Here is a 23,703-nt window from a genome sequence, read left to right on the forward strand (position 1 = left end):
GAATGGCGCGCGCGACGGCTGCCACTAGCGACAAGCCGGCCAAGGCTCGGAAAGGGTCCAAGACCACCCTTTCCGAAGCCAACCTCGCCGACCTCGGCGCGGAGCGGCTGGCGTCCATCTTGATGGATCTGACGGTCGACAGCTACGTCAAGCGCGCCCTGAAGCTTGAACTTCTGGCCGAGGTCAGCCCCGAGGGGCTAGCGCTCGAGATCTCCAAGCGCTTCGCGACGATCGGCAAGTCGACCTCGCGCATCCACTGGCGCAAGCGCGCGGCCTTCGCCCGCGACCTCGACCTGCATCGCGGCATGATCGAGCGTTTGGCGATCGACAATCCCAAGGCCGCGCTGGGCCTGATGCTCGATCTGCTCGACATGGCCACGCCGGTTCTCGACCGCATCAACCAGCCCGAGGGCGTCATCGCCGACGTCTTTATCGAGGCGCGCGACGGGGTCGGTGAGATCGCCGTGCGGGCCAAGGCCGCGCCGACCGACCTGGCCGCCCGCGTCTCCAAGCTGATCCTCACCGACGACCACGCGCTGTTCGGCGCGCTGATCCAGGTGATGGGGCCTGCGTTGGGGCCCGCCGGTCTCGCGGACCTGCGCGGACAGTTCGAAACGACATTGGCTGCGCGCGCCAAGCGGATCAACGCGGCCTATGACGGCCGCGCGGCGTTGCTACGCGACGCCTTGCGCCGACTGGCCGACCTGTCGAATGACGTCGACGCCTTCGTGGCGACCTTCGATCCCGCGCACCGCAGGGCGCCCTTGATCGCCACCGAGATCGGCAAGCGCCTGCTGGCGGCCGGTCGCGGGGCCGAGGCGCTGGTGGCGCTGAACGCCGGCGCGCCCGGCGAGAAGCCGCGCGGACGCGCCGAGGACGCGGAAGACGCCGCCGAGCGAGCCGCCTGGGAAGAGGTCTATCTCGACGCCCTGCAGGCCAACGGCCGCCAGGACGAGGCCCAGAAGCGCCGATGGGCGGCGTTCCAAGCCTTCCTGTCCATTCCGCGCCTGCGCGCCTTCCTGAAGAATCTGCCGGACTTCGACGACGTGGTCGCGGAAGACGACGCCAAGAAGATCGCCTCGGAGTTTCCGCGTTTCGACGCGGCCCTGGCGTTCCTGATCGAGTGGCCCGACCTGCCGGCCGCCGCGCGGCTGGTGCTACGCCGCCATGGCGCGGCCGACGGCGCGGATGAAGCGCTACTGACGGCCGCCGCGCGACGGCTGGAGGGCAGTCATCCGCTTGCCGCGACCCTGTTGCTTCGAGCCTTGATCCGCCACGCCCTGACTTACGGCATCGCCCATCGCTACAAGGCGGCCGCCAAGCATCTGTTGGAAGTCGAAAGCCTGGCCCCGATGATCTCGGACTTTGGCGAATTCCAGGACCATCAGGCCTTCATGGAGGACCTGCGTCTGAACCACGGTCGTAAGCAGGGCTTCCGGACCGAGCTGGAAGCCCTGGGCGGATCCTTCTAGGGCCGCTTGCGCACCTGCGCGTCCAGGCTCCATTCGCCGGGGCCGGCGAAGACCAGGTACAGGAACGTAAAGCTGAAGAGGATCGCCGCCTCGCCGCCGTTCAGCGCGGGCCAGAAACCCTTGGAAGCGTGGGCCAGAAAATAGGCCACGGCCATTTGTCCCGACAGCACGAACGCCACCGGACGGGTGAACAGGCCGACCACCAGCAGCGCGCCGCCAATGATCTCCAGCCACGCGGCTGCGACCAGCAGCGGGGGCAGGGGATCGGGTGCGCCCGGCTGGGCGGCGGGGAAATGGAAAACCTTCATCAGGCCGTGCTCCATGAAGAGCAGGGCGGCGATGACACGCAACACGCTGAGCACCCGTGGCGCCCATACAAGCAGTCGTTCCAAGTTTTCCTCCGTGACTTGCCTTAGGCGGCCCTCGCGTCCTGATCGGCCATCCGTTGGATGGCGACGTAGTCGGTCTTGCCGCTGCCCAGAACGGGAACTTGCGGCACCTTGAGGATCTTGCGCGGCACGGCCAGCTCGGGCGCGCCGATGGTCTGGGCATGGGCCACCAGCTGGGCGACCGCAGCGTCGTGACGGTCGGTGACGAGGACGAGCTTCTCGCCCTTCTTCTTGTCCGGCATCGAGATCACGGCGTGGCGGCCATCGGGCCACACCGCCGAGGCCAGATCTTCCGCCGCCGTCAGCGACACCATCTCGCCGGCGATCTTAGCGAAGCGCTTCACTCGACCCTTGATGGTGACCCAGTTGTCGTCGGTCATCGACACGACGTCGCCGGTGTCGTGCCAGCCGCCCTCGGGCGCGTCGACGCCGCCATCCTCGCGCAGGTAGCCGAGCATGATGTTGGGGCCGCGCACCAGCAGCTTGCCGCCGCCGGAAATGCCCTCGACCGGTTCGATGCGGAACTCCTGGCCGGGCAGCAGGCCGCCGACCGTGCCGCGACGATTGTCCTCGGGCTTGTTGACCGCGATCACCGGCGAGGCCTCGGTCGCGCCATAGCCTTCCAGGACCGGCACGTTCCCGAACTTCTCGTGGATAAGGTTGTGGGTCTCTTCCCGAACCTTTTCAGCGCCACAGACGACAAACCTGAGGCCGGAAAGCTCGTCACTTTCGGCTGCACGGGCATAGTGATTGAGGAAGGTGTCGGTGGCGAACAGCACCGAGGCGCCGGTGTCCTTGACCAGCGGAGGGATCTGTTTGGTGTGCAGGGGCGAAGGGTACTGGAAGGCCTTCATGCCCTTCAGCAACGGCAGGATCACCCCGGCGGTCAGGCCCAGACAGTGGAAGACCGGCAGCGGGTTGAAGAACACCCAGGCCGGATCCAGCGCGATGTGGGCGGCCACCTGTTCGGCATTGGTGACGAGGTTGGCCTGGCTCAACACGACCCCGCGTGGCGCACCGAAGCTGCCGGACGTGAACAGCACAACGCCACGGTCGGACGGCTTGGCCGGCGCCCGGAACTGGCGCGGGAAAAAGCCAGCGGCGGCGGCGAACAGTTTGTCGCCCAGGCCGATCGTCTCGCGAACATCCTCAAGATAGGTGATCGTCGCCTCGCTTCCCAAGGCGTCGACGATGTCGTGCAGCTTGCCCAACTCAATGAACTTGTGTGCAGTCAGCACGCGCTGCACCTTGGCGAGCTTGCAGGCGGCCTTCAGGTTCCGCAGGCCTGCCGTGAAGTTCAGCATGGTCGGCACGCGGCCGAAGGCGTGCAGGGCGAAGAAGGTCACCACCGCGCCCGAACCCGACGGCAGCAACACGCCGACGTTCTCGCCGGGCTTGGTCATCGCCGCGATCTTGCGGCCCAGCGCGAAGCTGGCTCGGATCAGGTCGGTGTAGCTGAGAGGATTGCGATCCTGATCCTCAAGGATGAGCTTTTTCGCGCCGTAGGTGTCACGCGCGTCGATAAGGGCGTCAAAGAGGGCCTTCTGGCCGTCTTCCGCTTTGAAAACTACCGGCATCCCGGCGAAACCTCCCCGAAAAGCGACATCGCTTTCGTTCGTTAGCACGGGAGTCTGCCGGGGAAGGTCCGGCTTTGCAAGAAAGAGTCACAAAGCGTGAGGTCGAGGCTTGTCAGCCTGGGTTCTGGCCTCGATGCGCGCGCGGATAAACGCTTCGACTTCGGCCAGCCACGCGTCGCGCACTCCGTCTGATTCCATATGAAGTTCATGGCGTCCGGCGGGATATCTCACCTCGCGGCAGGCCAACATGGCTTTGCAGGTCCGGGTCTGAGGCGCGGTCAAAACGGCCACGTCCTTGCCGCCGTCCAGCATCAGCACGGGCGCTGGGACCTTTCGCGCGTGCGCCTGGGCGCGCTCCGAAGCCTCGAAGAACGCCGCCAGCCAGCCCAGAGTGGGTTGGCCCATCCGCAGGTCGGGATTAGCCGTCAGCCAAGCCTGTTGCACCGCGCCGCGCGGCTTGTCGCTCGTCAAGCCCGCGGCGAGCCCATCCGGCCCGTCGCGTCGCCAGCCCGGATCGCCCGGGACCTTCAGCCATCCCAGTCTCAGACGGCGCGCCCAGACGGCGAGCTGTATCGTCTCGGCCTTGGGGCGCGGCAGATGGGCCAGTTCGAACGCCGGCGAGGACAGCACCGCACCGTCGGTCGGCAGGCCCGCCTCCATCGCCCGCAGGGCGACGAGACCGCCGACGGCGTGGCCCAGCACGATCAGCGGCGTGTCGGCCTTGGGCCGGATGACGACATTGACCAAGGCGCGGACGGCGGCGGCGTCGGGTTCGAAGCTGTCGACATGGCCCAGGTCGCGCCACGGCGTCAGCCGTTCGGACCCGCCCTGGCCCTGCCGTTCCAGCACCCAGACCGTATAGCCGTCTTCGTTCAGGCGGCGGGCGGTCTCGAACCACTTCTCGGCGGGTTCGGCGTAGCCGGGCAGGATCAGCACTGTTGCGCGCGGCCGAACCGCCGTCGCGGAAACGCCGTAACGCTGCACGGACCCGTCGCCGACCCGCACATAGCCCCAGGTCCAGCCATCGGGCGCGTAGAACCTCGGCGCGATCGAAGGCGGCGTGCGACTTTCGGCGAAAGGCGCGCGGGAGCCGCCATCACCGCAGCCGGCGAGGGAAAGCAACAGCAGGACGGCAAGCAGGCGGCGACGCATATGGAGCACTCATTTCGCGCCTTAGCGTCTCATGCAAGATCGCGTGCTTGATCCGGAGGGCAAGAAGACCGATTTAGGCGCCATGGCCACGGTGATCGACACGCTCAAGGCTCGTAACCCGGAAGACCGGGCCACGCGCCACCCCGAAAAGCAGAACCGCCCGGACACGCCGGTGCTGCGCAAGCCCGAGTGGCTCCGCGTCCGCGCGCCGGGTTCGGGTCAGTACAACGAAACCAAGAACATCGTGCGCGAGCACAAGCTGACCACGGTCTGCGAGGAAGCGGCGTGCCCGAACATCGGCGAGTGTTGGAGCCAGAAGCACGCCACCATGATGATCATGGGCGAGATCTGCACCCGCGCCTGCGCCTTCTGCAACGTCACGACAGGCTTGCCGACTCAATTGGATCCCGATGAGCCGCGCCGCGTGGCCGAGGCCGTCGCCAAGATGGGCCTCAAGCACGTGGTCATCACCTCGGTGGACCGCGACGACCTGATCGACGGCGGCGCCCGCCACTTCGCCGAGGTCGTGCTGGCCATCCGCGCCGCCGCACCTAGCACGACGATCGAGATCCTGACGCCGGACTTCCTGCGCAAGGATCGCGCCGAGAACGTGGTCATCGACGCCCGCCCGGACGTCTTCAACCACAACCTCGAAACCGTGCCGCGCCTCTATCTGAAGATCCGCCCCGGCGCCCGTTACTACAACTCCTTGCGCCTGCTTGAACGGGTCAAGGAGCGCGACCCAAGCCAGTTCACCAAGTCCGGCCTGATGGTCGGCCTGGGCGAGACCAAGGAAGAGGTCATGCAGGTGATGGACGACATGCGATCGGCCGGCGTCGACTTCATCACCATCGGTCAATATCTGCAGCCGACCCGCAAGCACGCCGCCATCGACCGTTTCGTGACGCCGGAAGAGTTCAAGGCCTATGAGGCGATCGCCCGCGCCAAGGGCTTCCTGATGGTGTCAGCCAGCCCGCTGACCCGCTCGTCGCACCACGCCGGTGACGACTTCGCCAAGTTGCAGGCGGCCCGCCGCGCCCTCGACGCCCGGACGGCCTAGGCTTGCATCGACATGTCGTCACGCGGGTCCTGCCGTATTCGCCGGAGCAGCTGTTCACGCTGGTCGGCGACGTCGAGGCCTATCCCAAGTTCGTGCCGTGGATCACCGGCATGCGCACCTGGAACGGCCGGGTCGATGGTCCGGTGAGCACGATCGACGCCGAGGCTCAGGTCGGTTTCTCGTTCTTGAGAGAGAAGTTCGCGACCCGCGTGCGCCGAGACGCCGAGCACCTGACGGTCGATGTCAGTCTGCTGTATGGACCCTTCAAGCGGCTCTCCAATCAATGGCGGTTCACCGCCATGGGGGAAGCCGACACGACCGTCGAGTTCGTCATCGACTTCGCCTTCAAGTCGCGGATGCTGGACGCCATGCTGGCGGCCAATATCGACAAGGCGGCCGGCAAGCTGATCGGCTGTTTCGAGGATCGGGCGGCGGCGATCTACGGAGCTAGGGCCTAGCCGCGCTTGGCGACCGTCTCCTCAATCCGCTCCTCAAAGTCGCCGAGATTGGCGAACAGGTTCTCGATCGCGAACACCAGCCCGAACACCCGCGCCGCGTCGTCGAAAGCCAGGGCCCTCGTGCCGCCGGTCTCGCGCAGGGTCTCTACGGCCGTCTGGAAGGCTTGGTGGGCTTCGGCGAAAGCGATGCGGTCGGGTCGCGGTCCCTTGTCCAGCAGCGCGGCGCTTGCGCGCAGGAAGGTGGCGCTGGCGTTCAGCATGCCGGCCGATTGCAGGGTGAGGCCCGGAGCCGGCAGGGCCTCGCGCAGGGCTCGCCCGATCATCGCGCAGTCGTTGCGCAGCCGCCAGAGCGTGCGGGGCAGGGCGTCGGTGACGGTGTGATCGCTGAGCCGGCTGGCGCTTTCGCGGTCGGCTTCGGTCATGGCGGTCTGCAGCTTGGTCAGCGCCTTCAGGGTGCTGTCGTAATGGTCGCGGGCCTCCAGGTCGGTCGCGCCGCCGCGCAGTTTCAGGCCGTAGTGTTCGAGCAGGTCGGCCAGCAGGCTGGCGACGGACCGGGTGCTCTGCACGACGGAGGCGTGGGCTCGGGCCGGAAAGATCAGCAAGGTGGCGGCGATGCCCACGACGCTGCCAACGGTGATCTCGGCCACGCGCAGGAAGGCCGCCACCACCGGATCCATGTGAGTCGTCGTGCCGATCAGCATGATCACCGCCGTGATCGGCGCCACCTTCAGCGTGGGGCGAACGGCGGCCAGAAACGCCAGCAGGGCCGCGGTGATCGCCAGGATCGGTCCGCCGGCTTCGGGCCAGCGGGCGTGCAACATGGCTGCCCCAGCCCCGGCGGCGGCGCCGACCACGGTGCCCATGAAGCGCTCGATTGAGGCGGTGATCGTCGCGCCGAGACTGCCTTGCACGATGATGACGGCGGTGAAAACCGCCCAATAGCCTTGAGGCAGCCTCAGCAGCGTCGCCAGGGCGTAGGCCGCCACGACGGCGCTGGAAACGCGGATGGCGTGACGCCACTCGCTCTTGCGCGCTACGGCCTTGGCCCAAGCGGCGCGGGACAGCCCGACGCCGGCGAAACGTCGCCAGTCGCTGGGCGCGGTGTCCGGCACGGCTAGGCCACCGCCTCGCGGAGCATTTCGAGCGCCGTGCGGACCGCCGCGAGTTGAACCGCCTCGCGGGTCTGACCATCGAAGAGTTCGTGACGGTGAACGACCGACCGATTGCTGCGCGCCACGGCGAAATGGACGGTGCCGACGGGCTTCATCGGCGTTCCGCCGCCCGGACCGGCGATGCCGGTGATCGCGACGGCCACATGGCCGTTGCTGGCGTCCAGCGCGCCTTCGGCCATCATCCGCGCCACCGGCTCGGAGACCGCGCCGACGTCGGCGATCAGGTCGCCCGGCACGCTGAGCATCTCCGACTTGGCCCGGTTGGTGTAGGTGACGAAGCCGCGCTCGAAGACGTCGGACGCACCGGAGATCGAGCAGATCGCCCCGGCCACCAAGCCGCCCGTGCAGCTCTCGGCGGCGACCAGCCGGAGCGATTTCTCGCGCGCCTCGGCGACCAGAAGTCGGGCCAGGGTCTCGATCTCGAGCGGGAACATGCGGCTCTCCAGCGGATTCGGGTGAAGCCTATACCTGTCAGGCCGGAGTCTCGACCGATACGACGGCTTGTGCGGCCAGGCCTTCGCCGCGACCGGTGAAGCCCATCTTCTCGGTCGTGGTCGCCTTGACGCTGACGCGATCGAGCGGCAGCGCCAAGATCTCGGCCAGTTTCTCCCGCATCGCAGCACGATGCGGTTTGATCTTCGGCCGCTCACAGATCAACGTGACGTCGACATTGACGATGACCCCGCCCTTGGCGCGGACCAGGTCGGCGGCGTGGATCAGGAACTTGTCGGACGCCGCGCCCTTCCATTGCGGGTCGGTCGGCGGGAAGTGATCGCCGATATCGCCTTCGCCGATGGCGCCCAGCAAGGCGTCGGTCAGGGCGTGCAGGCCGGCGTCGGCGTCCGAATGGCCAATCAAAGTCTCGTCATGGGCGATCTCGACGCCACATAGCCAGACCGACTCGCCTGGACCCCAACGGTGGGCGTCGAAGCCCTGGCCGATGCGAGTAAGGCGCGCCGCGCCCGCCAGTCGTTCGGCCATGGCGAAGTCCTCCGGATAGGTCAGTTTCATCAACAGCGGATCGCCAGGCGAGATCGCGACGCGACCGCCTGCGGCCTCGACGACCTGCGCGTCGTCGGTGGGTTCGGCCGAGCTGGCCCAGGCGGCATAGGCCTTGACGAGCGTTTCGCGCCGGAAAGCCTGCGGTGTCTGAGCTCGCCAGAGATTTTCGCGCGACGTCGTCGCCAGTGCGGCGCCGGGTTCGGCGCGCTTGAGCGTGTCGGCGACGGGTAGGGCGGGAATGGCGCCGTCGGCGTCAGCAAGCGCCTCAAGGAGTCCCCCGATCGCTTCGCGAGTCAGGAAGGGGCGAGCGGCGTCGTGCACCAGTACGGGCTCATCGGCGGGGCGTGCGGAAAGGGTTGCGAGTCCGGATTGAACCGATAGGGCGCGGGTCGCGCCGCCACGGGCGATCGACCAGCCCGAGAGGCCTTCGAGCACTTGGGGCAACGCCAATTCGCCATCTTCCGACGTCACGATGACGATACTGGACGCGCCAGCAGCCAGAAAAGCCTCGACCGACCAGCGCAGGACGGGTTTACCCGCCACAAGTCGCCACTGTTTGGCTTGGCCTGGGCCCGCGCGGGTTCCAGAGCCGGCGGCGACGATCACGGCTGAAAAGGTCATGGCCGGTGTTTAGTCGGACCATTGAGCTTGTCCAGTCGATCAAGGCTTTACTGCGCCGCACAATATGCCTAAAAACGTGGCGGTGGGGATGATTACAAAATGAGCAACAAGCTCGAGGTCGGTGGAGTGGAGATTCCTGGGCGCGTGTGGATCGCGCCCATGACGGGGGTTTCCGATCTACCCTTCAGAGAAACGGCCACGGCGCTTGGCGCGCCCTATGTGGCGACGGAAATGGTGGCCTGCGCGGAGTTCGCGCGGGGACGCCCTGACGTCGTGCGCCGCGCCGCCGTGGGCGAGGGGCTGCCGCTGATGGTCGTACAATTGGTCGGTCGGAACGTAGAATTGATGGCGCAAGGCGCGCGGATGGCCGCCGACGCCGGCGCGGAGATCATAGATCTGAACTTCGGCTGCCCCGCCAAGGAAGTCTCGGCTGGTCAACAGTCGGGTTCCGCCCTGATGCGCGAACCCGATCTGGCCGAGGCGCTGGTCGCCGCCGCCGTTGCGGCCGTCGACGTGCCCGTGACCGTTAAGATGCGTCTGGGGTGGGACGACAATACGCGCAACGCCGCCGACATCGCGCGTCGGGCCGAGTCCGCCGGCGCCAAAGCGATCACGGTGCATGGCCGCACCCGCAGCCAGTTCTACAAGGGCGTCGCCGACTGGTCGGCGGTGGCCGAGGTGAAGGGGGCGGTCTCCGTGCCTGTTCTCGTCAACGGCGACATCATCGACGGAGACACCGCCCGCGAAGCGCTAGAACAATCCGGCGCAGACGGCGTGATGATCGGGCGCGGCGTGTATGGCCGCCCCTGGATCGCCACTGCGATCGAAGCCGCGCTCGACGGACGCCCCTTCGTGGAGCCGGACGCCGAGGAGCGCCTGGCGATCGCCCTGACCCATTTCCGGCGCAGTCTGGAATTCTACGGCGAACGCCAAGGCCTGAAGATGTTCCGCAAGCACCTGGCTTCCTACATCGAAGCCGCGCCCTGGCCCGAAACGGCGGAAGCCCGCCGCGCGGCGCGAGCGACTTTGTGCCGCCTGGAAGATCCGGCGGCGGTCGAGCGGGAACTCACCCAGTTGTGGCTTATCGATCGGAGGGTCGCGGCATGACCGATCACGCGCGCGCACTAACCGCTAAGGCCCCGGAGGCGTTGAAGTCGGCCGCCTTCGACCTCAGCCCCGAGCCGGCCTTGGTCGTGGATCGCGATGGCGGCCTTGTCGCCGTCAACGAGGCGGCCGAGGCGCTGTTTGGTCATGGCCTCTCCCTGCTGGCGCGCGGCCGTTTCCGCGCCGCCCTGCCGCCGGGCTCTGTGCTGGTCTCGCTGCTTGATCGCGCGATCTTCGAGGGTGCGCTGGTTCGCGAGCACGGCGTCGAGGTCAATCTGTTCGGCCAACCGCCCTTCGAGGCGGATGGCGCCGCTGCGCCTCTCGGCGACGGAGCTGTGCTGCTGACCCTGCACGTCAGGGGCGCGCTAGGCATCGACCGCGCCGCCGACGCGGCCGGGCTGCGCTCGGTGGTCGGTCTCGGCAAGATGCTGGCCCACGAGATCAAGAACCCGCTGGCCGGCATTCGTGGCGCGGCGCAACTGCTGAAGACCGGCGCCTCGGCCGTGGACCAACCGCTGGCCCAGTTGATCGTCGACGAAACGGATCGCATCCGCCGCTTGGTCGACCGGATGGAGGCCTTCTCCGAAGACCTGCCGACCCCGCGGGAGGCTGTTAACATCCACCAGGTGCTGGACCGCGTCCGCGCCCTGGTCGCCAACGGCGTCGCCGACGGCTTGGTCCTCAAGGAAACCTACGATCCCTCGCTGCCGCCGGTGTGGGGCGACGAGGATCACCTGATCCAGATCTTCCTGAACCTCGTGAAGAACGCCGCCGAGGCCGCCCACATGCGTGGCGACGGTCGTGGCGCGATCTCCATGCACACCGCCTGGCGGCCCGGCGTTCGCGTGCGCGGCGCTGACGGCAAGACGACCGCCGGCGCGCCGATCGAGATCCGCGTGCAGGACAATGGTCCGGGCGTTCCGCAGACCTTGCGCGACCATCTGTTCCAGCCATTCGTGACCACCAAGGCCAATGGCACCGGTCTTGGCCTGGCGCTGGTCACCAAACTGGTCACCGCCCATGGCGGCCTGATCGACTTCGAGTCCGAGCCCGGCCGCACCGTGTTCCGCGTGCTGCTGCCCGTGGCCCCTGAATCCCCGTCCGGAGACGCGTGAGTATGAACGCCGCGAGCAAGAAGATCCTGATCGCCGACGACGATTCCTCGATTAGACTCGTACTCAGCCAAGCCTTCACCCGCCTGGGCTATCAAGTCCGCGCCACCGGCAACGCCACGACCCTGCTGAAGTGGGTTCAGGACGGCGAGGGCGACCTGGTCGTCACAGACGTGATGATGCCGGACGAGAACGTCTTCGACGTGCTGCCGCGTATTCGCAAGGAACGGCCCAAGCTGCCGATCATCGTGATGAGCGCTCAGAACACCCTGCTGACGGCGGTCAACGCCGCCGACGCGGGCGCGTTCGAGTACATCTCCAAGCCCTTCGATCTGGACGACGTCACCGCCGCGGCCCGCCGCGCGCTGTCGCGTCCGGCCGACGCCGAGGCTTCCAAGGCCCAGGCGCGCGCCATGCGCGACGAGCGTCTGCCGCTGATCGGCCGTTCGGCGCCGATGCAGGAGGTCTATCGGACAATCGCGCGTCTGGTCGGCGCCGACCTGACCGTGCTGATCCTGGGCGAAAGCGGCACAGGCAAGGAGCTGGTCGCCCGCGCGCTGCACGAGCTGGGACGTCGTCGCGACGGCAAGTTCGTGGTCATCAACCTGGCGGCCGTGCCGCGCGAGCGGGTCGAGACAGAGCTCTTCGGACGCGGCGAGGGTGATCTTGGCCGTCTGGTCGAGGCCGACGGCGGCACGCTGTTCCTCGACGAGATCGGCGACATGCCGCTCGACGCCCAGACACGCCTGCTGCGCGTGATCGACGGCACCGAGCCCGTCGTGAACCCCAAGACCGGCCGTCGCCCGAACGTGCGGATCATCGCGGCCACCAATCGCGATCTGCGGGGACTGATCCAGCAAGGCTTGTTCCGCGAAGACCTGTTCTTCCGCCTCAATGTCGCGCCGGTGCGCCTGCCGCCGCTGCGCGATCGCGACGAGGATATTCCGGATCTGGCCCGCACCTTCCTATTGCGCGCCAACCGTGAGGGCCTGCCAGCCAAGACGATCGACGCCAGCGCTTTGGATCGTCTCAAGGCGCACTCCTGGCCCGGCAATGTTCGCGAGCTGGAAAACCTGATCCGTCGGATGTGCGCCCTCTATGCCGAGGAGCTGATCACCGCGCGCATCGTCGATCGCGAGCTGCAAGATCACACCCCGGCGGTGCGATCGGAAGAGGGGCCCGTGACCTTGTCGATGTTGGTCGAGCGTCACCTGGCCGGTCATTTCGCCGACCAGCCCGACGGCGTACCGGCGGCGGGGCTCTATGACCGCGTGCTACAGGAGGTCGAGCGGCCGCTGATCCAACTGACCCTCTCGGCGACGCGCGGCAATCAAGTGCGGGCGGCCGAGATTCTCGGCCTGAATCGCAACACCTTGCGCAAGAAGATTCAGGACCTGGGCGTGGAGATGACCCGCGGTCGACGCTGAAGCTTATTTGGCACATAGCTGTTGAATTTAGGGCACACCAACCTCTAAACTGGGGCAATGGCGTCAGTCATGTCCGAGTCCGGATCCGAGAGTCCGCCAACCCGCTATAGCCGGGCCTGGTGGCGGGACCTTCTGCGGTCGCGTTACGTCATCGGCGGCGCCTATGCGCTCGCGGTGCTGCTGACGGTGACCGGCGTCGCCCTAGCCTCGTCGCCGCCCAAGAGCGGCCCGATCAGCCCTGCCAGCACGGCCATCCTGATCGTGCTGGGCTTCAATCTCGCTCTGATCCTGGCCATCGCGACGGTGGTGGGGCTTCGCCTGTTCGAGATGATCGATGCACGGGCCAACGACGCCGGCGCGCGTCTGCATCTTCGTTTCGTGGGTCTGTTCTCGTTCGCCGCCGTGGCGCCGGCCGTGATCGTGGCGCTTTTCTTCGGCGTCCTGGTCAATCGCGGCGTCGAGGGCTGGTTCAGCCAGCGCGTTCGCACGGTGGTCGAGAACTCTGCCACTGTGGCCAATTCCTACGTCGCCGAGCAGACGACCTATATCGGCGAACACATCGGCCCGATGGCCACGCAGCTCAATCAGGCCGCGCCGGCCATGTCGCAGTCGCCGGTCGCCTTCGGGCACTATCTGGCCGACCAGACCAAGGACAATGGCTTCTCCGCCGCCTATGTGCTGGACCGCGACGGCCGGGTGCTGGCGCGGGCTGAAACGCCGGGCGCGCCGCCGTTCCTGGCGCCGCCGCCGACCAGCTTCGCCAGCACCGACACCGGCGAAGTGATCGCCCAGCGTTTCGTGTCGTCCGACCTCTTTCGGGCGCTCTATCGGCTGAAGGCTTTCCCTGACGCTTACCTCTATGTCGTGCGGCCGATCGACAAGGGCATCCTGAGCCACCTGATCGAGACTGAAGAGTCGCTGATCTCGTATCGCGACGCCGAACGCAGCCGCGTGCGTATTCAGGCGATCTTCGGCCTCAGCTATGTCGAGACCGCGCTGCTGGTGCTGGTCGCCGCCGTCTGGGTGGGCATAGCGGCCGCCAACTCGATCGCCGGACCTGTCGCCGGTCTGGTCGAGGCGGCCGGTCGGGTGTCGGCCGGTGACCTGGATGCGCGCGTCGACGCCGAAGTCGGTCCCGACGAGATCCGGGCGCTGTCCAACGCCTTCAACATGATGACCACTGACCTGCAGGTGCAGCAGGCCGCGCTGCGGGCCGCCAGCCTGGACGCCGAGACTCGTCGACAGTTCATCGAGACGGTGCTGTCGGGCGTAAGCGCCGGCGTCATCAGCCTGGACGAGCGTGGTCGGATTTCGGCGCTCAACCGCCGGGCCGTGACCCTGCTGAGCTTGCAGGAGGACGCGGTCGGCCTGGGTCTGATCGAGGCCGCGCCGGAATTCGACGTCGTCGTCGAGACCATCCTGGAAGGCCGCTCTGACGCCGAGGTCGAGGTCGACCTGACGCGCGATGGCGAAACTCGTCGCCTTCGCGTGCGCGGCGCCGGTCATGTGGCCGAGGGGCTGGTGCTGACCTTCGACGACATCACCCGCCTCGTGGCCGCCCAGCGCAACGCGGCCTGGAAGGATGTGGCTCGCCGGATCGCCCACGAGATCAAGAACCCGCTGACCCCGATCCAGCTGTCGGCCGAGCGCATCCGTCGCAAGTATCGCAAGGAGATCACCGGCGATCTGGAAACTTTCGATCGCTGCACCGACACCATTATTCGCCAGGTCGGCGACATCGGACGCATGGTCGACGAGTTCTCGGCCTTCGCGCGCATGCCCGCGCCAAGGTTCGAGCCGGCCAACCTGACCGAGATGCTTCGTCAGGGCGTGTTCGCCCAGCGCTTCGTCGATCCGGAGATCGAGGTCGTTCTCGACGAGCCCGGCGAGGACGTGATGATCACCTGCGACGCCCGCATGGTCGGTCAGGCCCTGACCAACATCCTCAAGAACGCTGGCGAGGCCGTGGGCGCGCGTCGCCAGGCGTCTCCGGAATCTCCCGGCCGGATCGTCGCCAGCCTGGTTTCGACCGACGAGGACCTGTGCGTCATCATCGAGGACAACGGCGTGGGCCTGCCCGCCCGCGACCGCGATCGTCTGACCGAACCCTATGTGACGACCCGCGAAAAGGGCACCGGCCTGGGCCTGGCGATCGTCAAGCGCATCATGGAAGACCACGAGGGCAGCCTCGTCCTGACCGACGCCCGCGAGCTTCCAGGAGCCCGAGTGATCATGAAATTCCCCACGACCGCGCGTTTGCCCGCCGCGGCCCATAGTGGCGTAGAGGAGATGATATGAGCGCTGACGTTCTTGTCGTGGACGACGAGGCCGACATCCGCGAACTGGTTGCCGGCATCCTCGAGGACGAGGGTTACGCCGTGCGGACGGCCGCCGATTCCGATCAGGCCCTGGCGGCGGTTCGGGCGCGCAAACCGGCCCTGCTGGTGCTCGACATCTGGATGCAGGGCGGCGGCATGGACGGGCTGGAACTGCTCGACATGGTCAAGTCGCTGGATCCGGACCTGCCGGTGATCATGATCTCGGGGCACGGCAACATCGAGACCGCCGTCAGCGCCATCAAGCGCGGCGCCTATGAATTCCTGGAGAAGCCGTTCAAATCAGATCGGTTGCTGCTGGTGGTCGAACGCGCTCTCGAGGCCGCCGGCCTGAAGCGGGAAAACCGCCGTCTGCGCGCCCAGAGCTTCACTTCGGACGGCTTGATGGGCAAATCGGCCGCCGCTCAGACCTTGCGCCAGATGATCGCCAAAGTCTCACCGGCCAACAGCCGGGTGCTGGTTTCGGGTCCGCCCGGATCGGGCAAGGAGCTAGTGGCCCGGCTGATCCACGGCGCTAGCGCCCGGGCCAAGCAGGAGTTCGTGGCCGTGAGCGCGGCGGGCATGGCGCCCGAGCGCCTGGACGTCGAACTGTTCGGCGAGGAAGGCGAAGGCGGCCGTCCGCGCAAGATCGGCGTGTTCGAACGCGCGCACGGCGGCACGCTCTATCTCGACGAAGTGGCCGACATGCCTCGCGAGACCCAGAGCCGCATCCTGCGAGTTCTGGTCGAGCAGCGCTTTCGTCGGGTCGGCGGCGACAATGACGTGCAGGTCGACGTGCGGGTCATCTCGTCGACCTCGCGCGATCTGCGCGACGAGATCGCCGCCGGGCGGTTCCGCGAAGACCTGTTCCACCGTCTCAACGTGGTGCCGGTTCGCGTGCCCGGTTTGTCGGAACGCCGCGAGGACATTCCGGAGCTGATCAGCTTCTTCATCGACCGTATCGTCGAGGCGACCGGACTTCCACGCCGCCGGCTCGGCGACGACGCCCTGGCGACGCTTCAGGTTCAGACCTGGCCCGGCAACGTCCGACAGCTGCGCAACAATGTCGAGCGCATGCTGATCCTGGCCGCCGGCGAGCCGGGCGACCTGATCACCGCTGAGATGCTGTCGGGGGCAGAGCAGCCCTCGGCGGGGCACGCGGGAGCGATCGGCGCTGAACGGATCATCGCCTTGCCGCTGCGCGAGGCGCGGGAGCTGTTCGAGCGGGAATATCTGAACGCCCAGATCCTGCGCTTCGGCGGCAACATCTCGCGCACCGCCAATTTTATCGGGATGGAGCGTTCGGCGCTGCACCGAAAGCTCAAGTCCCTAGGTGTCGCCGGCGCTCGGGCGGACGAGGAAGAGTAGATGTCGCGTTTCGCCTATGTGAATGGTCGCTTCGTTCGTCACGGCGAGGCCGCCGTGCATATCGAGGATCGCGGCTATCAGCTGGCCGACGGCGTCTATGAGGTCTGGGCGGTGTTCGACGGCAAGTTGGCCGACGCCGCGGGCCACTTCGCGCGCCTGTGGCGCAGCCTGGACGAACTGCGCATCGCCCATCCCATGGGGGAGGCCGCGCTGACCTTCGTGTTGCGTGAAGCCGTTCGGCGCAACAAGGTTCGCAACGGCCTCGTCTATCTGCAGGTGACGCGCGGCGTGGCGCGTCGCGACCATGCCTTCCCCAATCCCGCCGTGCCGCCGTCGATGGTCGTCACCGCCAAGTCGGTCGACCGCGGCCTGTCTGAACGCAAGGCCGCGCAGGGCTCCAGCGTGATTAGCGTACCCGAGAATCGCTGGGGCCGTTGCGACATCAAGTCGATCGGCCTCTTGCCGAACGCGTTGGCCAAGCAGGCGGCGCGCGAACGCGGCGCGATCGAAGCCTGGTTCGTCGACGACCTGGGTCTGGTCACCGAGGGGGCGTCATCCAACGCCTGGATTGTGGACGGCGAGGGCAACCTCCGCACGCGCGACACTAACGCCAACATCCTGCGGGGCATCACTCGCTCGACGCTGCTCGAGGTGATCCGCGAAGCGGGCCTGCCGATCAACGAAAAACCCTTCACGATCGCCGAGGCCCAGGCCGCGCGCGAGGCTTTCATCACCGGAGCCGGCACGCTGGTGACGCCGATCGTCAGCGTCGACGGCGTGAAACTTGGTGATGGATCGCCCGGACCGGTGGCGACGAAGCTGCGGGCTCTCTATATCCAGCGCGCTCAGGAAAAGGCCGTCTAGGCGGTCTGATCGCGGCGAGGGCGCGCTGGTCCAAACGAGCGTGAATTCGACGCAGGGCGCATTTTCACACCGAATGTAGATCGCGTTCGGCGGAAAATGATCTAGCATGAACTTGTTTGTGTGGAGGGCGCTTTGCCTTCCGAAACAATAAGAGGGGAACCCCCAATGTCTGCCGAAAAGAAACAAAACCTGCAGGACACGTTCCTGAACAGCGTGCGCAAGTCCAAGACGCCGCTCACCATCTTCCTCGTCAATGGCGTCAAGCTTCAGGGCGTTGTCAGCTGGTTCGACAACTTCTGCGTCCTGCTGCGTCGCGATGGCCAGTCGCAACTGGTCTACAAGCACGCCATTTCGACCATCATGCCGGCCCAGCCCGTTCAGCTGTACGAGCCGAGCGCCGATTCCGACGACTGAATTAGAGACGCTTGTCCAAATCCTCCTCCAAGTCCGTAGATCACGCCGTCCCGGTCCTTAGGGCGTTCGTCATCCACCCCGTGAGACCTGTGCGGGGCCAAGCCTCCTTCGAGGCGCGCGATCCGAAGTCGCGTCTCGAAGAAGCGGTTGGCCTCGCGTTGGCGCTCGACCTCGACGTCGTCGAAACGATGATCGCGCCCCTGCGCGTGGTCACGCCCGCCACCCTGTTCGGCAAGGGCAAGATCGAGGAATTGAAGTCGATCTGCGAAGTTGAGAAGATCGACGTCGCGGTGTTCGATGATCAGTTGACGCCGGTCCAGCAGCGAAACCTTGAGCGCGGGCTGAACGTCAAGGTCGTCGACCGGACCGGGCTGATCCTCGAGATCTTCGCCCGCCGCGCCCGCACGCGCGAAGGCAAGTTGCAGGTCGAGCTGGCGAGGCTCGATTACGAACGCTCGCGCCTCGTCCGGACCTGGACCCACCTAGAACGGCAGCGTGGCGGCACCGGCAACACCGGCGGGCCTGGCGAAACCCAGATCGAACTGGATCGCCGCCTGATCCGCGACCATATCCAGAAGCTCAAGCGCGAGCTTGAGGAGGTGCGCCGCACGCGCACCCTGCATCGCTCGGCGCGCAAGAAGGTGCCGTACCCGACCGTCGCTCTGGTCGGCTACACCAACGCCGGCAAGTCGACGCTGTTCAACCGCCTGACCGAGGCCGAGGTCCTGGCCAAGGACATGCTGTTCGCCACGCTCGACCCGACTCTGCGCACCGTGAAACTGCCTGACGGCCGCCCCGCGATCCTGTCGGACACCGTCGGCTTCATCTCCGACCTGCCGCACGAACTGGTCGAGGCGTTCCGCGCCACGCTGGAAGAGGTGCAAGAGGCCGACGTCGTGCTGCACGTGCGGGACGTGGCCAATCCCGACAGCGAGTCCCAGGCCCGTGATGTCGAGACGGTGCTGTCCGAGCTGGGCGTCACGCTCGACGAAGGCAAGACCGTCGTCGAGGTCTGGAACAAGATCGACCTGGTGCCCGAGGAAGACCGCGAGGTCATCCTCGGGCATGCCCGACGCTTCGAGGCCTCGGCTGTCTCCGCCGTTACCGGGGAAGGCTGCACGGCGCTGCTCAAGCGGATCAGCGGCCTGATCGACGACTCTCCGCCCATCGCCATCCGCCTTGGCGCGGGCGACGGCGAGGCCCTGGCCTGGATTTACCGCAACGGTCGGGTGATGAGCCGCGAGGACGAGAGCGAAGGCGGGGTCACCCTGGTGGCGCGTCTCGACGCTCAGGCCTTGGGCCGCTTTGAGCGCCAGTTCCCCGACGCCTTCGTCATCGCGGCCAGCTAGACCTTCTTCTCCTCGGCCTTGGCGGCGTCCCACAGGGCGTCCATCTCGGCCAGGTCGGATTGATCGGGCGTGCGGCCGTCCTTGGCCAGTTCGGCTTCGATGAAGGCGAAGCGCCGGCTGAACTTGGCGTTGGTGGCGCGCAGGGCGTCCTCGGGCTCGACATCCAGCTTGCGCGCCAAGTTGGCGCAGACGAACAGCAGGTCGCCCAGTTCCTGGCGAGCCTTGGCTTGGTCGCCGGCCTCGATCTCCACCTCCAGCTCGGCGATCTCCTCGCGCAGCTTGTCCAGCACCTCCTTGGTCGAGGGCCAGTCGAAGCCGACGCGGGCGGCGCGCTTGGTCAGCTTCACGGCCCGGGTGAGGGCGGGCAGGCCGGCCGGAACGTCATCAAGGACGCCGGTCTTGGCCTTGGCCTTGCGCTCTTGCGCCTTCAGCGCTTCCCACCCCGCGACCTGGGCGGCCTGATCGTCATAGGCGTGATCGCCGAAGACGTGCGGGTGCCGGCGGATCATCTTGTCGGAGATGGAGGCGGCGACACCGGCGAAATCGAAGACGCCTTGCTCCTCGGCCATGCGGGAATGGAAGACGACCTGCAGCAGCAGATCTCCAAGCTCTTCCTTCAGGTCGCCTAGGTCGCCGCGCTCGATGGCGTCGGCGACCTCGTAGGCTTCCTCGATGGTGTAGGGGGCGATGGTCGCGAAGGTCTGCTGCTGGTCCCAGGGGCAGCCGCCGACGGGATCGCGCAGGCGGGCCATGATCTCGATCAGCTGGAAAAGCGGATGGTCGGGCTCATTCGGCTGGGGCTGCAAAGGCGACATTCGGATCCGGCTCGGGCTGGTGGGGCGAGGGCGTCGTCGCATCCCTCGCTGCGAGAAGGCGCTGGATCTCGGCAACGCGAGTCGCGTCCAGCGGATAGCGCAGCATGACGGCGGCGACCACAAGGCCCATGGCGGCCGGCACGACCGCGTAGAGGGCGATGAGGGCCATTTCGCCCGTCTGCGTGGGCAACTTGGGATCGAAGCCGAACAGCGCCAGCAACGGGAAAGCGCCAATGGCCAGAGCATGTCCCAGCTTCACGGTGCCGTTGACGATGGCGTACAGCAGACCGGTGCGATCCGCGCCAGTCTCGAGCCGTTCCTCGTCGCCGATGTCGGCCATCATGGCGCGCACCAGCAAGGGCGCGGCGGCGTAGGGGATTCCCGCCAGGATCAGGATCGCCATGCCGGCCCAGGAATTGCCAGCCGGCGTCAGCACCGCGCAGACCTGGACAAAGGCGTAGAGCACGGACGCGACGGCCAGGGCGCGATGCTTGCCGATGTGCTTGGCCAGCATTGGCCACAGCGGCGCGCCGGCCAGGGCGGCGACGAAGTAGATCAGCAGCAACAGACCGGCCTGGGTCTTGTCGAAGTGCTTGATGCGCTCGAAGAAAAAGAAGAACAGCGCGCCGGCGATGCCGGGAGCCAGACCCATCAGCAGATCGGCGACCAGCAGCTTGCGCACCGACTTGCGGCTCATCAGCCCGAAATACTGCCTCAGACCGGAGGCGTGGCGGGCGATGGGCGCCGCCGGCTCGCCGACCGACCGGGTCGCCAGCAGTACGGTCAGCGGGATCAGCACGACGACGAACCAGCCCATCGAGCGGATGCCGGCGGCGTGGTCCCCCTTGAAGGTCAGCGCGATGATCGGGGGCAGGGTGAGGACGAGGATCATACCCAACACATTGCCGGCCTGCCACCAGCCATAGACGCGAGAGCGTTCGCGATAGTCGGTGGAGAGCACCGCGCCCCAGGCGGTATGGGAGACGACCATCATCGAATAGCCGGCATAAACCACGACCAGCCAGAACCAGAGATATACCGGACCAATCCCAGGCTTGGCCATGAACAGGGCGAAGGCTCCGGCCATCACCAGGGGTGCGCCGGCGGCCAGCCAAGGCCTGAACCGTCCCCATTTCGCGCGCGTGCGATCCATCAGACCGCCGATGAAGGGGTCGAACATGATGTCGATCAAGCGAACGATCAGGAACGCCGCGCCGACGGCGCCCAGCGAAAGGCCTAGTTCGCTGACGTAGAATTCCGGCAGATAGACCACCAGGGGCAGGCCAAGCGCCGCGAGCGGAAGGCAGGGCGCGGCGAATGCCGCCAGCGACCAGGACGATCGTCGATCGGCCATTCCCTTACTCCTCCCACACGGCGGGTTCGTCCCGCCTTTTCAAAGCATCTTGACCGGAACTAGCGTCCCGAGAATTCATCCTTGGCGATCTTGGCGGCCAGTCGATCGAAGGCCGTGCCGGCGTCGCTCCAGGTCGAATAGTAGGGCGTTCGCGTGATGTCGGTTTCGTACCAGCTGTAGTCGACCGGCGTGCGTTCGCCGGACTTGGCGCGGTATTGGCCGCTGATGCGCGCGCCGCCGACACCGAAGCTGGAATAGGAAAGTCCGGGCTCTTCACCGAGCTGGCGCATGGTCGGTCGGTTGGGACGGGCGTCCTCGATGATCAGGTCGAGCTCGCCGCCGTCTGGGCCAAGCGATCCGGAGCGTCCGAGCTTCCGCTCCACAGACCGCTGCAGCTCGTTGGTCAGGTAGTCGAATTCCCGCGCATCCAGGATCTTGGTGTTCTTGGCGAGATCGGGACTGATGGTCACTCGAACCGCCGAGACTTGAGGAGCCGCCGAGGCCGGCGCAACCGAAAGCGCGGCCAGCACGGCGCCAATGGCGAGTGACTGTCTCATGGACGGATCTCCTGCACATCATCCCCCAAATGCAAACTGTGCGGCGTTCCGGAGCAAAAGGCCAGAGCGTACGAACAGGCGTTCAGGTCAGCTTTCCGTAGGCGACTTGGCGCGACGCGCGCTCCAGCTCAACACCGCCCACCCGGCCAGGGCCGCCAAAAGCGAGCCCGCTAGGACGCCAAGCTTGGTCTCGTCCTGCAGCTCGACCGAACTGAAGGCGAGGTTGTTGATGAAGAGGCTCATCGTGAAACCCACGCCGCACAGGAGCGAGACGCCGTAGAGCTGGCTCCAGCTGGCGCCGGACGGGCGGCTGGCCGCGCCGAGGCGGATCGCCAGAGCGCTGAAACCGAATACGCCCAACTGCTTGCCCAGGAAGAGGCCCGCCGTCACGCCGAGCGTTGAAGGCGCGGTGACGGCCGCGAGGCCCGTCGCGCCCAGGTCCACGCCCGCATTGGCGAAGCCGAAGATCGGCACAATGGCGTAGGCCACCCAGGGATGCAGGGCGTGTTCGAGCGTGTGGAGCGGCGAGGGCGGGGCTGCCTGGCCTGAGTGAACCTTGCCGATCGGAATGGTGAGCGCCAGGGCGACCCCGGCCAGGGTGGCATGGACGCCAGACCGCAGCAGCAGCCACCACAACACGACGCCGAGCAGCAGATAGGGCGTCAGGCGCATGACCTTCAGCCGATTGAGCGCGACGAGCAGCGCCAACACCACGCCGGCGCCGACTAGAGCCCAGAGCGTGAGCTGATCGGTATAGAAGATCGCGATTATCAGGATCGCGCCCAGGTCGTCGATGATGGCCAGGGCGGCCAGGAAGATCTTCAGCGACGGCGGGACCACGCGAGGGCCAAGAAGCGACAGAACGCCCAGAGCGAAGGCGATGTCGGTGGCGGCGGGAATTGCCCAACCGCGTAGCGTCGCTGGCGAATTGAGGTTCAGGCCGACATAGATCAGCGCCGGCGCGACCATGCCGCCGAGCGCCGCGACGCCGGGAAGCACTCGTCTCGACCAGGACGACAACTCGCCATCGATCGTCTCGCGCTTGATCTCCAGTCCGACCAATAGGAAGAACACGGCCATTAGGCCATCATTGATCCAGTGGGACAGGCTGAGGCCACCGATCTCGATATGCAGCGCGTGAAAATAGCTCACGCCGAGCGGTGAGTTGGCGATCAGCAGGGCGGCAGCGGCTGTCGCCATCAACAGAATACCGCCAGACGCCTCCGTAGCGAGAAACGCCTGGATCGCCGAGAGAGCCCGAGACCGCCTCATGACGCGGCCTTCAAAGCAAGCGGCAAGCCCGCGACGATCAGCACGGTGTCGTCGGCGATTCCGGCGAGTTCCTGGTGCAGGCGGCCGGCCTCATCGCGGAAACGACGCGCGAGGGCGTTGTCTGGCACGACGCCCCAGCCGATCTCGTTGCTGACCAGCCAGAGGCGGGCGCGACAGGCGCTGACGGCGGCGATCAGTCCAGCCCGTTCGGCCGCCAGATCGTGTTCGGCCAGCAAATGGTTGCTCAGCCACAAGGTCAGACAATCGACCACCGCGACATCGTCCTCGGCTAGATCGACGATGGCCTTGGCCAGGTTGAGCGGCGCTTCCAGGGTGCGCCAGGCATCGCCGCGGTCGGCCCGGTGACGCGCGATTCGATCCCTCATCTCGTCGTCGAAGGCTTGCCCGGTGGCGATCAGGATGGGGCGGCCAGGTGCTGCCGCTAGCTCGGCCGCCCTTTGCGCAAAGGCGCTTTTGCCGGATCGCGCGCCGCCAAGGACGAGGGTGACAGTCATGGAAGCTCCACATTGACGGTGTGCGACGCAGCATATAGGCCTTCGCTCGCGTCAGGTTCCTCGAAAGAGGATGAATAGGGAACGAGGTTTGAAACCTCGGCTGCCCCCGCAACTGTAAGCGGCGAGCTTGCGCGTCACATGCCACTGGGACCCTGGTCCTGGGAAGGCGGCGCGCCAAGCATTGACCCGTGAGCCAGGAGACCTGCCTGTCGCGGTCGTTCATCGTCCGGCCGGGGTGCGCCGAGCGAACGGGATTTCCCGCGAAACGACATGTCAGTCAGGCCGCGTCGCGGCCTCCGGCGTAGGCGTGTTCAGCGTTTGCGCCTGGAGGACG

General features: G+C 66.8%; 22 protein-coding genes and 1 riboswitch. Of the genes, 11 read left to right on the forward strand and 11 right to left on the reverse strand.

The window, feature by feature from the left end; all coding sequences use genetic code 11:
- The first annotated feature begins 2 nt into the window (after positions 1-2).
- A complete protein-coding gene (locus AC1RUS_RS07195; RefSeq protein ID WP_492914500.1) occupies positions 3-1,472 on the forward strand; it encodes a DUF6880 family protein in 1,470 nt (489 codons plus the stop codon).
- Here AC1RUS_RS07195 and AC1RUS_RS07200 read toward each other — a convergent pair.
- The 3 genes from AC1RUS_RS07200 to AC1RUS_RS07210 all read right to left on the reverse strand — a co-directional run bounded on the left by AC1RUS_RS07200 (position 1,469) and on the right by AC1RUS_RS07210 (position 4,590).
- A complete protein-coding gene (locus AC1RUS_RS07200) occupies positions 1,469-1,864 on the reverse strand; it encodes a DoxX family protein (RefSeq protein ID WP_492914502.1) in 396 nt (131 codons plus the stop codon). The genes AC1RUS_RS07195 and AC1RUS_RS07200 overlap by 4 nt on opposite strands.
- 20 nt (positions 1,865-1,884) lie before the next feature.
- Positions 1,885-3,438 carry an AMP-binding protein gene (locus AC1RUS_RS07205; protein ID WP_492914504.1) on the reverse strand — a complete coding sequence of 518 codons (1,554 nt, stop codon included), beginning with the start codon at positions 3,436-3,438 and terminating at the stop codon, positions 1,885-1,887.
- Positions 3,439-3,525: 87 nt separating this feature from the next.
- Positions 3,526-4,590, reverse strand: coding sequence for an alpha/beta fold hydrolase (locus tag AC1RUS_RS07210; RefSeq protein ID WP_492914505.1), 1,065 nt, complete (start codon positions 4,588-4,590; stop codon positions 3,526-3,528).
- Between the two features lie 82 nt (positions 4,591-4,672).
- Between AC1RUS_RS07210 and lipA the strand changes: the two genes are divergently transcribed.
- Positions 4,673-5,650: a lipoyl synthase gene (gene lipA, locus AC1RUS_RS07215; protein ID WP_492915282.1), complete on the forward strand. Its 978-nt coding sequence runs from the start codon at positions 4,673-4,675 to the stop codon at positions 5,648-5,650.
- Between the two features lie 2 nt (positions 5,651-5,652).
- Positions 5,653-6,108: a type II toxin-antitoxin system RatA family toxin gene (locus tag AC1RUS_RS07220; RefSeq protein WP_492914507.1), complete on the forward strand. Its 456-nt coding sequence runs from the start codon at positions 5,653-5,655 to the stop codon at positions 6,106-6,108.
- Here AC1RUS_RS07220 and AC1RUS_RS07225 read toward each other — a convergent pair.
- The 3 genes from AC1RUS_RS07225 to AC1RUS_RS07235 are packed head-to-tail and all read right to left on the reverse strand — an operon-like array spanning position 6,105 to position 8,903.
- Positions 6,105-7,220 (reverse strand): FUSC family protein, encoded by a 1,116-nt coding sequence (locus AC1RUS_RS07225; protein WP_492914510.1) that lies wholly within the window; start codon positions 7,218-7,220, stop codon positions 6,105-6,107. The genes AC1RUS_RS07220 and AC1RUS_RS07225 overlap by 4 nt on opposite strands.
- A 2-nt stretch (positions 7,221-7,222) precedes the next feature.
- Positions 7,223-7,714, reverse strand: a complete 492-nt coding sequence (locus AC1RUS_RS07230; protein WP_492914513.1) for a CinA family protein — start codon at positions 7,712-7,714, stop codon at positions 7,223-7,225.
- A gap of 37 nt (positions 7,715-7,751) precedes the next feature.
- A complete protein-coding gene (locus AC1RUS_RS07235) occupies positions 7,752-8,903 on the reverse strand; it encodes a bifunctional 2-C-methyl-D-erythritol 4-phosphate cytidylyltransferase/2-C-methyl-D-erythritol 2,4-cyclodiphosphate synthase (protein WP_492914515.1) in 1,152 nt (383 codons plus the stop codon).
- 99 nt (positions 8,904-9,002) lie between these two features.
- Here AC1RUS_RS07235 and dusB point away from each other — a divergent pair, with 99 nt between their 5' ends.
- The 8 genes from dusB (at position 9,003) to hflX (ending at position 18,856) form a co-directional block, all read left to right on the forward strand.
- The gene (dusB, locus tag AC1RUS_RS07240; protein WP_492914516.1) at positions 9,003-10,010 is read left to right on the forward strand and encodes a tRNA dihydrouridine synthase DusB; all 1,008 of its coding nucleotides are present in this window, start codon (positions 9,003-9,005) and stop codon (positions 10,008-10,010) included.
- A complete protein-coding gene (locus tag AC1RUS_RS07245; protein WP_492914518.1) occupies positions 10,007-11,122 on the forward strand; it encodes a two-component system sensor histidine kinase NtrB in 1,116 nt (371 codons plus the stop codon). The genes dusB and AC1RUS_RS07245 overlap by 4 nt, the downstream gene beginning before the upstream one ends.
- Positions 11,123-11,124: 2 nt before the next feature.
- The gene (locus tag AC1RUS_RS07250) at positions 11,125-12,546 is read left to right on the forward strand and encodes a sigma 54-interacting transcriptional regulator (protein ID WP_492914520.1); all 1,422 of its coding nucleotides are present in this window, start codon (positions 11,125-11,127) and stop codon (positions 12,544-12,546) included.
- A 57-nt stretch (positions 12,547-12,603) separates the two neighbouring features.
- A complete protein-coding gene (locus AC1RUS_RS07255) occupies positions 12,604-14,844 on the forward strand; it encodes a sensor histidine kinase NtrY-like (RefSeq protein ID WP_492914522.1) in 2,241 nt (746 codons plus the stop codon).
- Entirely contained in the window at positions 14,841-16,229 is a 1,389-nt protein-coding gene (gene ntrX / locus AC1RUS_RS07260; RefSeq protein ID WP_492914523.1) for a nitrogen assimilation response regulator NtrX, read from the forward strand. The genes AC1RUS_RS07255 and ntrX overlap by 4 nt, the downstream gene beginning before the upstream one ends.
- The gene (locus AC1RUS_RS07265) at positions 16,230-17,093 is read left to right on the forward strand and encodes a D-amino-acid transaminase (RefSeq protein ID WP_492914526.1); all 864 of its coding nucleotides are present in this window, start codon (positions 16,230-16,232) and stop codon (positions 17,091-17,093) included.
- A gap of 165 nt (positions 17,094-17,258) precedes the next feature.
- Positions 17,259-17,507, forward strand: a complete 249-nt coding sequence (gene hfq, locus AC1RUS_RS07270; protein WP_013079113.1) for an RNA chaperone Hfq — start codon at positions 17,259-17,261, stop codon at positions 17,505-17,507.
- An 11-nt stretch (positions 17,508-17,518) separates the two neighbouring features.
- Positions 17,519-18,856: a GTPase HflX gene (gene hflX / locus AC1RUS_RS07275; protein WP_492914528.1), complete on the forward strand. Its 1,338-nt coding sequence runs from the start codon at positions 17,519-17,521 to the stop codon at positions 18,854-18,856.
- Here hflX and mazG read toward each other — a convergent pair.
- The 5 genes from mazG to cobU form a co-directional block, all read right to left on the reverse strand.
- A complete protein-coding gene (gene mazG, locus AC1RUS_RS07280; protein WP_492914530.1) occupies positions 18,853-19,671 on the reverse strand; it encodes a nucleoside triphosphate pyrophosphohydrolase in 819 nt (272 codons plus the stop codon). The two genes, hflX and mazG, sit on opposite strands and share 4 nt — an antisense overlap.
- On the reverse strand, positions 19,643-21,025 hold the full coding sequence (locus AC1RUS_RS07285) for an MFS transporter (protein WP_492914532.1): 1,383 nt from the start codon (positions 21,023-21,025) through the stop codon (positions 19,643-19,645). Before AC1RUS_RS07285 ends, mazG begins: the two co-directional genes overlap by 29 nt.
- A gap of 59 nt (positions 21,026-21,084) precedes the next feature.
- Positions 21,085-21,582: a hypothetical protein gene (locus AC1RUS_RS07290; RefSeq protein WP_492914534.1), complete on the reverse strand. Its 498-nt coding sequence runs from the start codon at positions 21,580-21,582 to the stop codon at positions 21,085-21,087.
- A gap of 87 nt (positions 21,583-21,669) precedes the next feature.
- Positions 21,670-22,854, reverse strand: a complete 1,185-nt coding sequence (gene nhaA / locus AC1RUS_RS07295) for a Na+/H+ antiporter NhaA (protein ID WP_492914536.1) — start codon at positions 22,852-22,854, stop codon at positions 21,670-21,672.
- Entirely contained in the window at positions 22,851-23,369 is a 519-nt protein-coding gene (gene cobU, locus AC1RUS_RS07300; protein ID WP_492914538.1) for a bifunctional adenosylcobinamide kinase/adenosylcobinamide-phosphate guanylyltransferase, read from the reverse strand. Before cobU ends, nhaA begins: the two co-directional genes overlap by 4 nt.
- Before the next feature lie 36 nt (positions 23,370-23,405).
- Positions 23,406-23,593: riboswitch (cobalamin riboswitch) on the forward strand.
- The last annotated feature ends 110 nt before the right edge of the window (positions 23,594-23,703 follow it).

Source organism: Caulobacter sp. GW821-FHT10F06 (assembly GCF_058809215.1).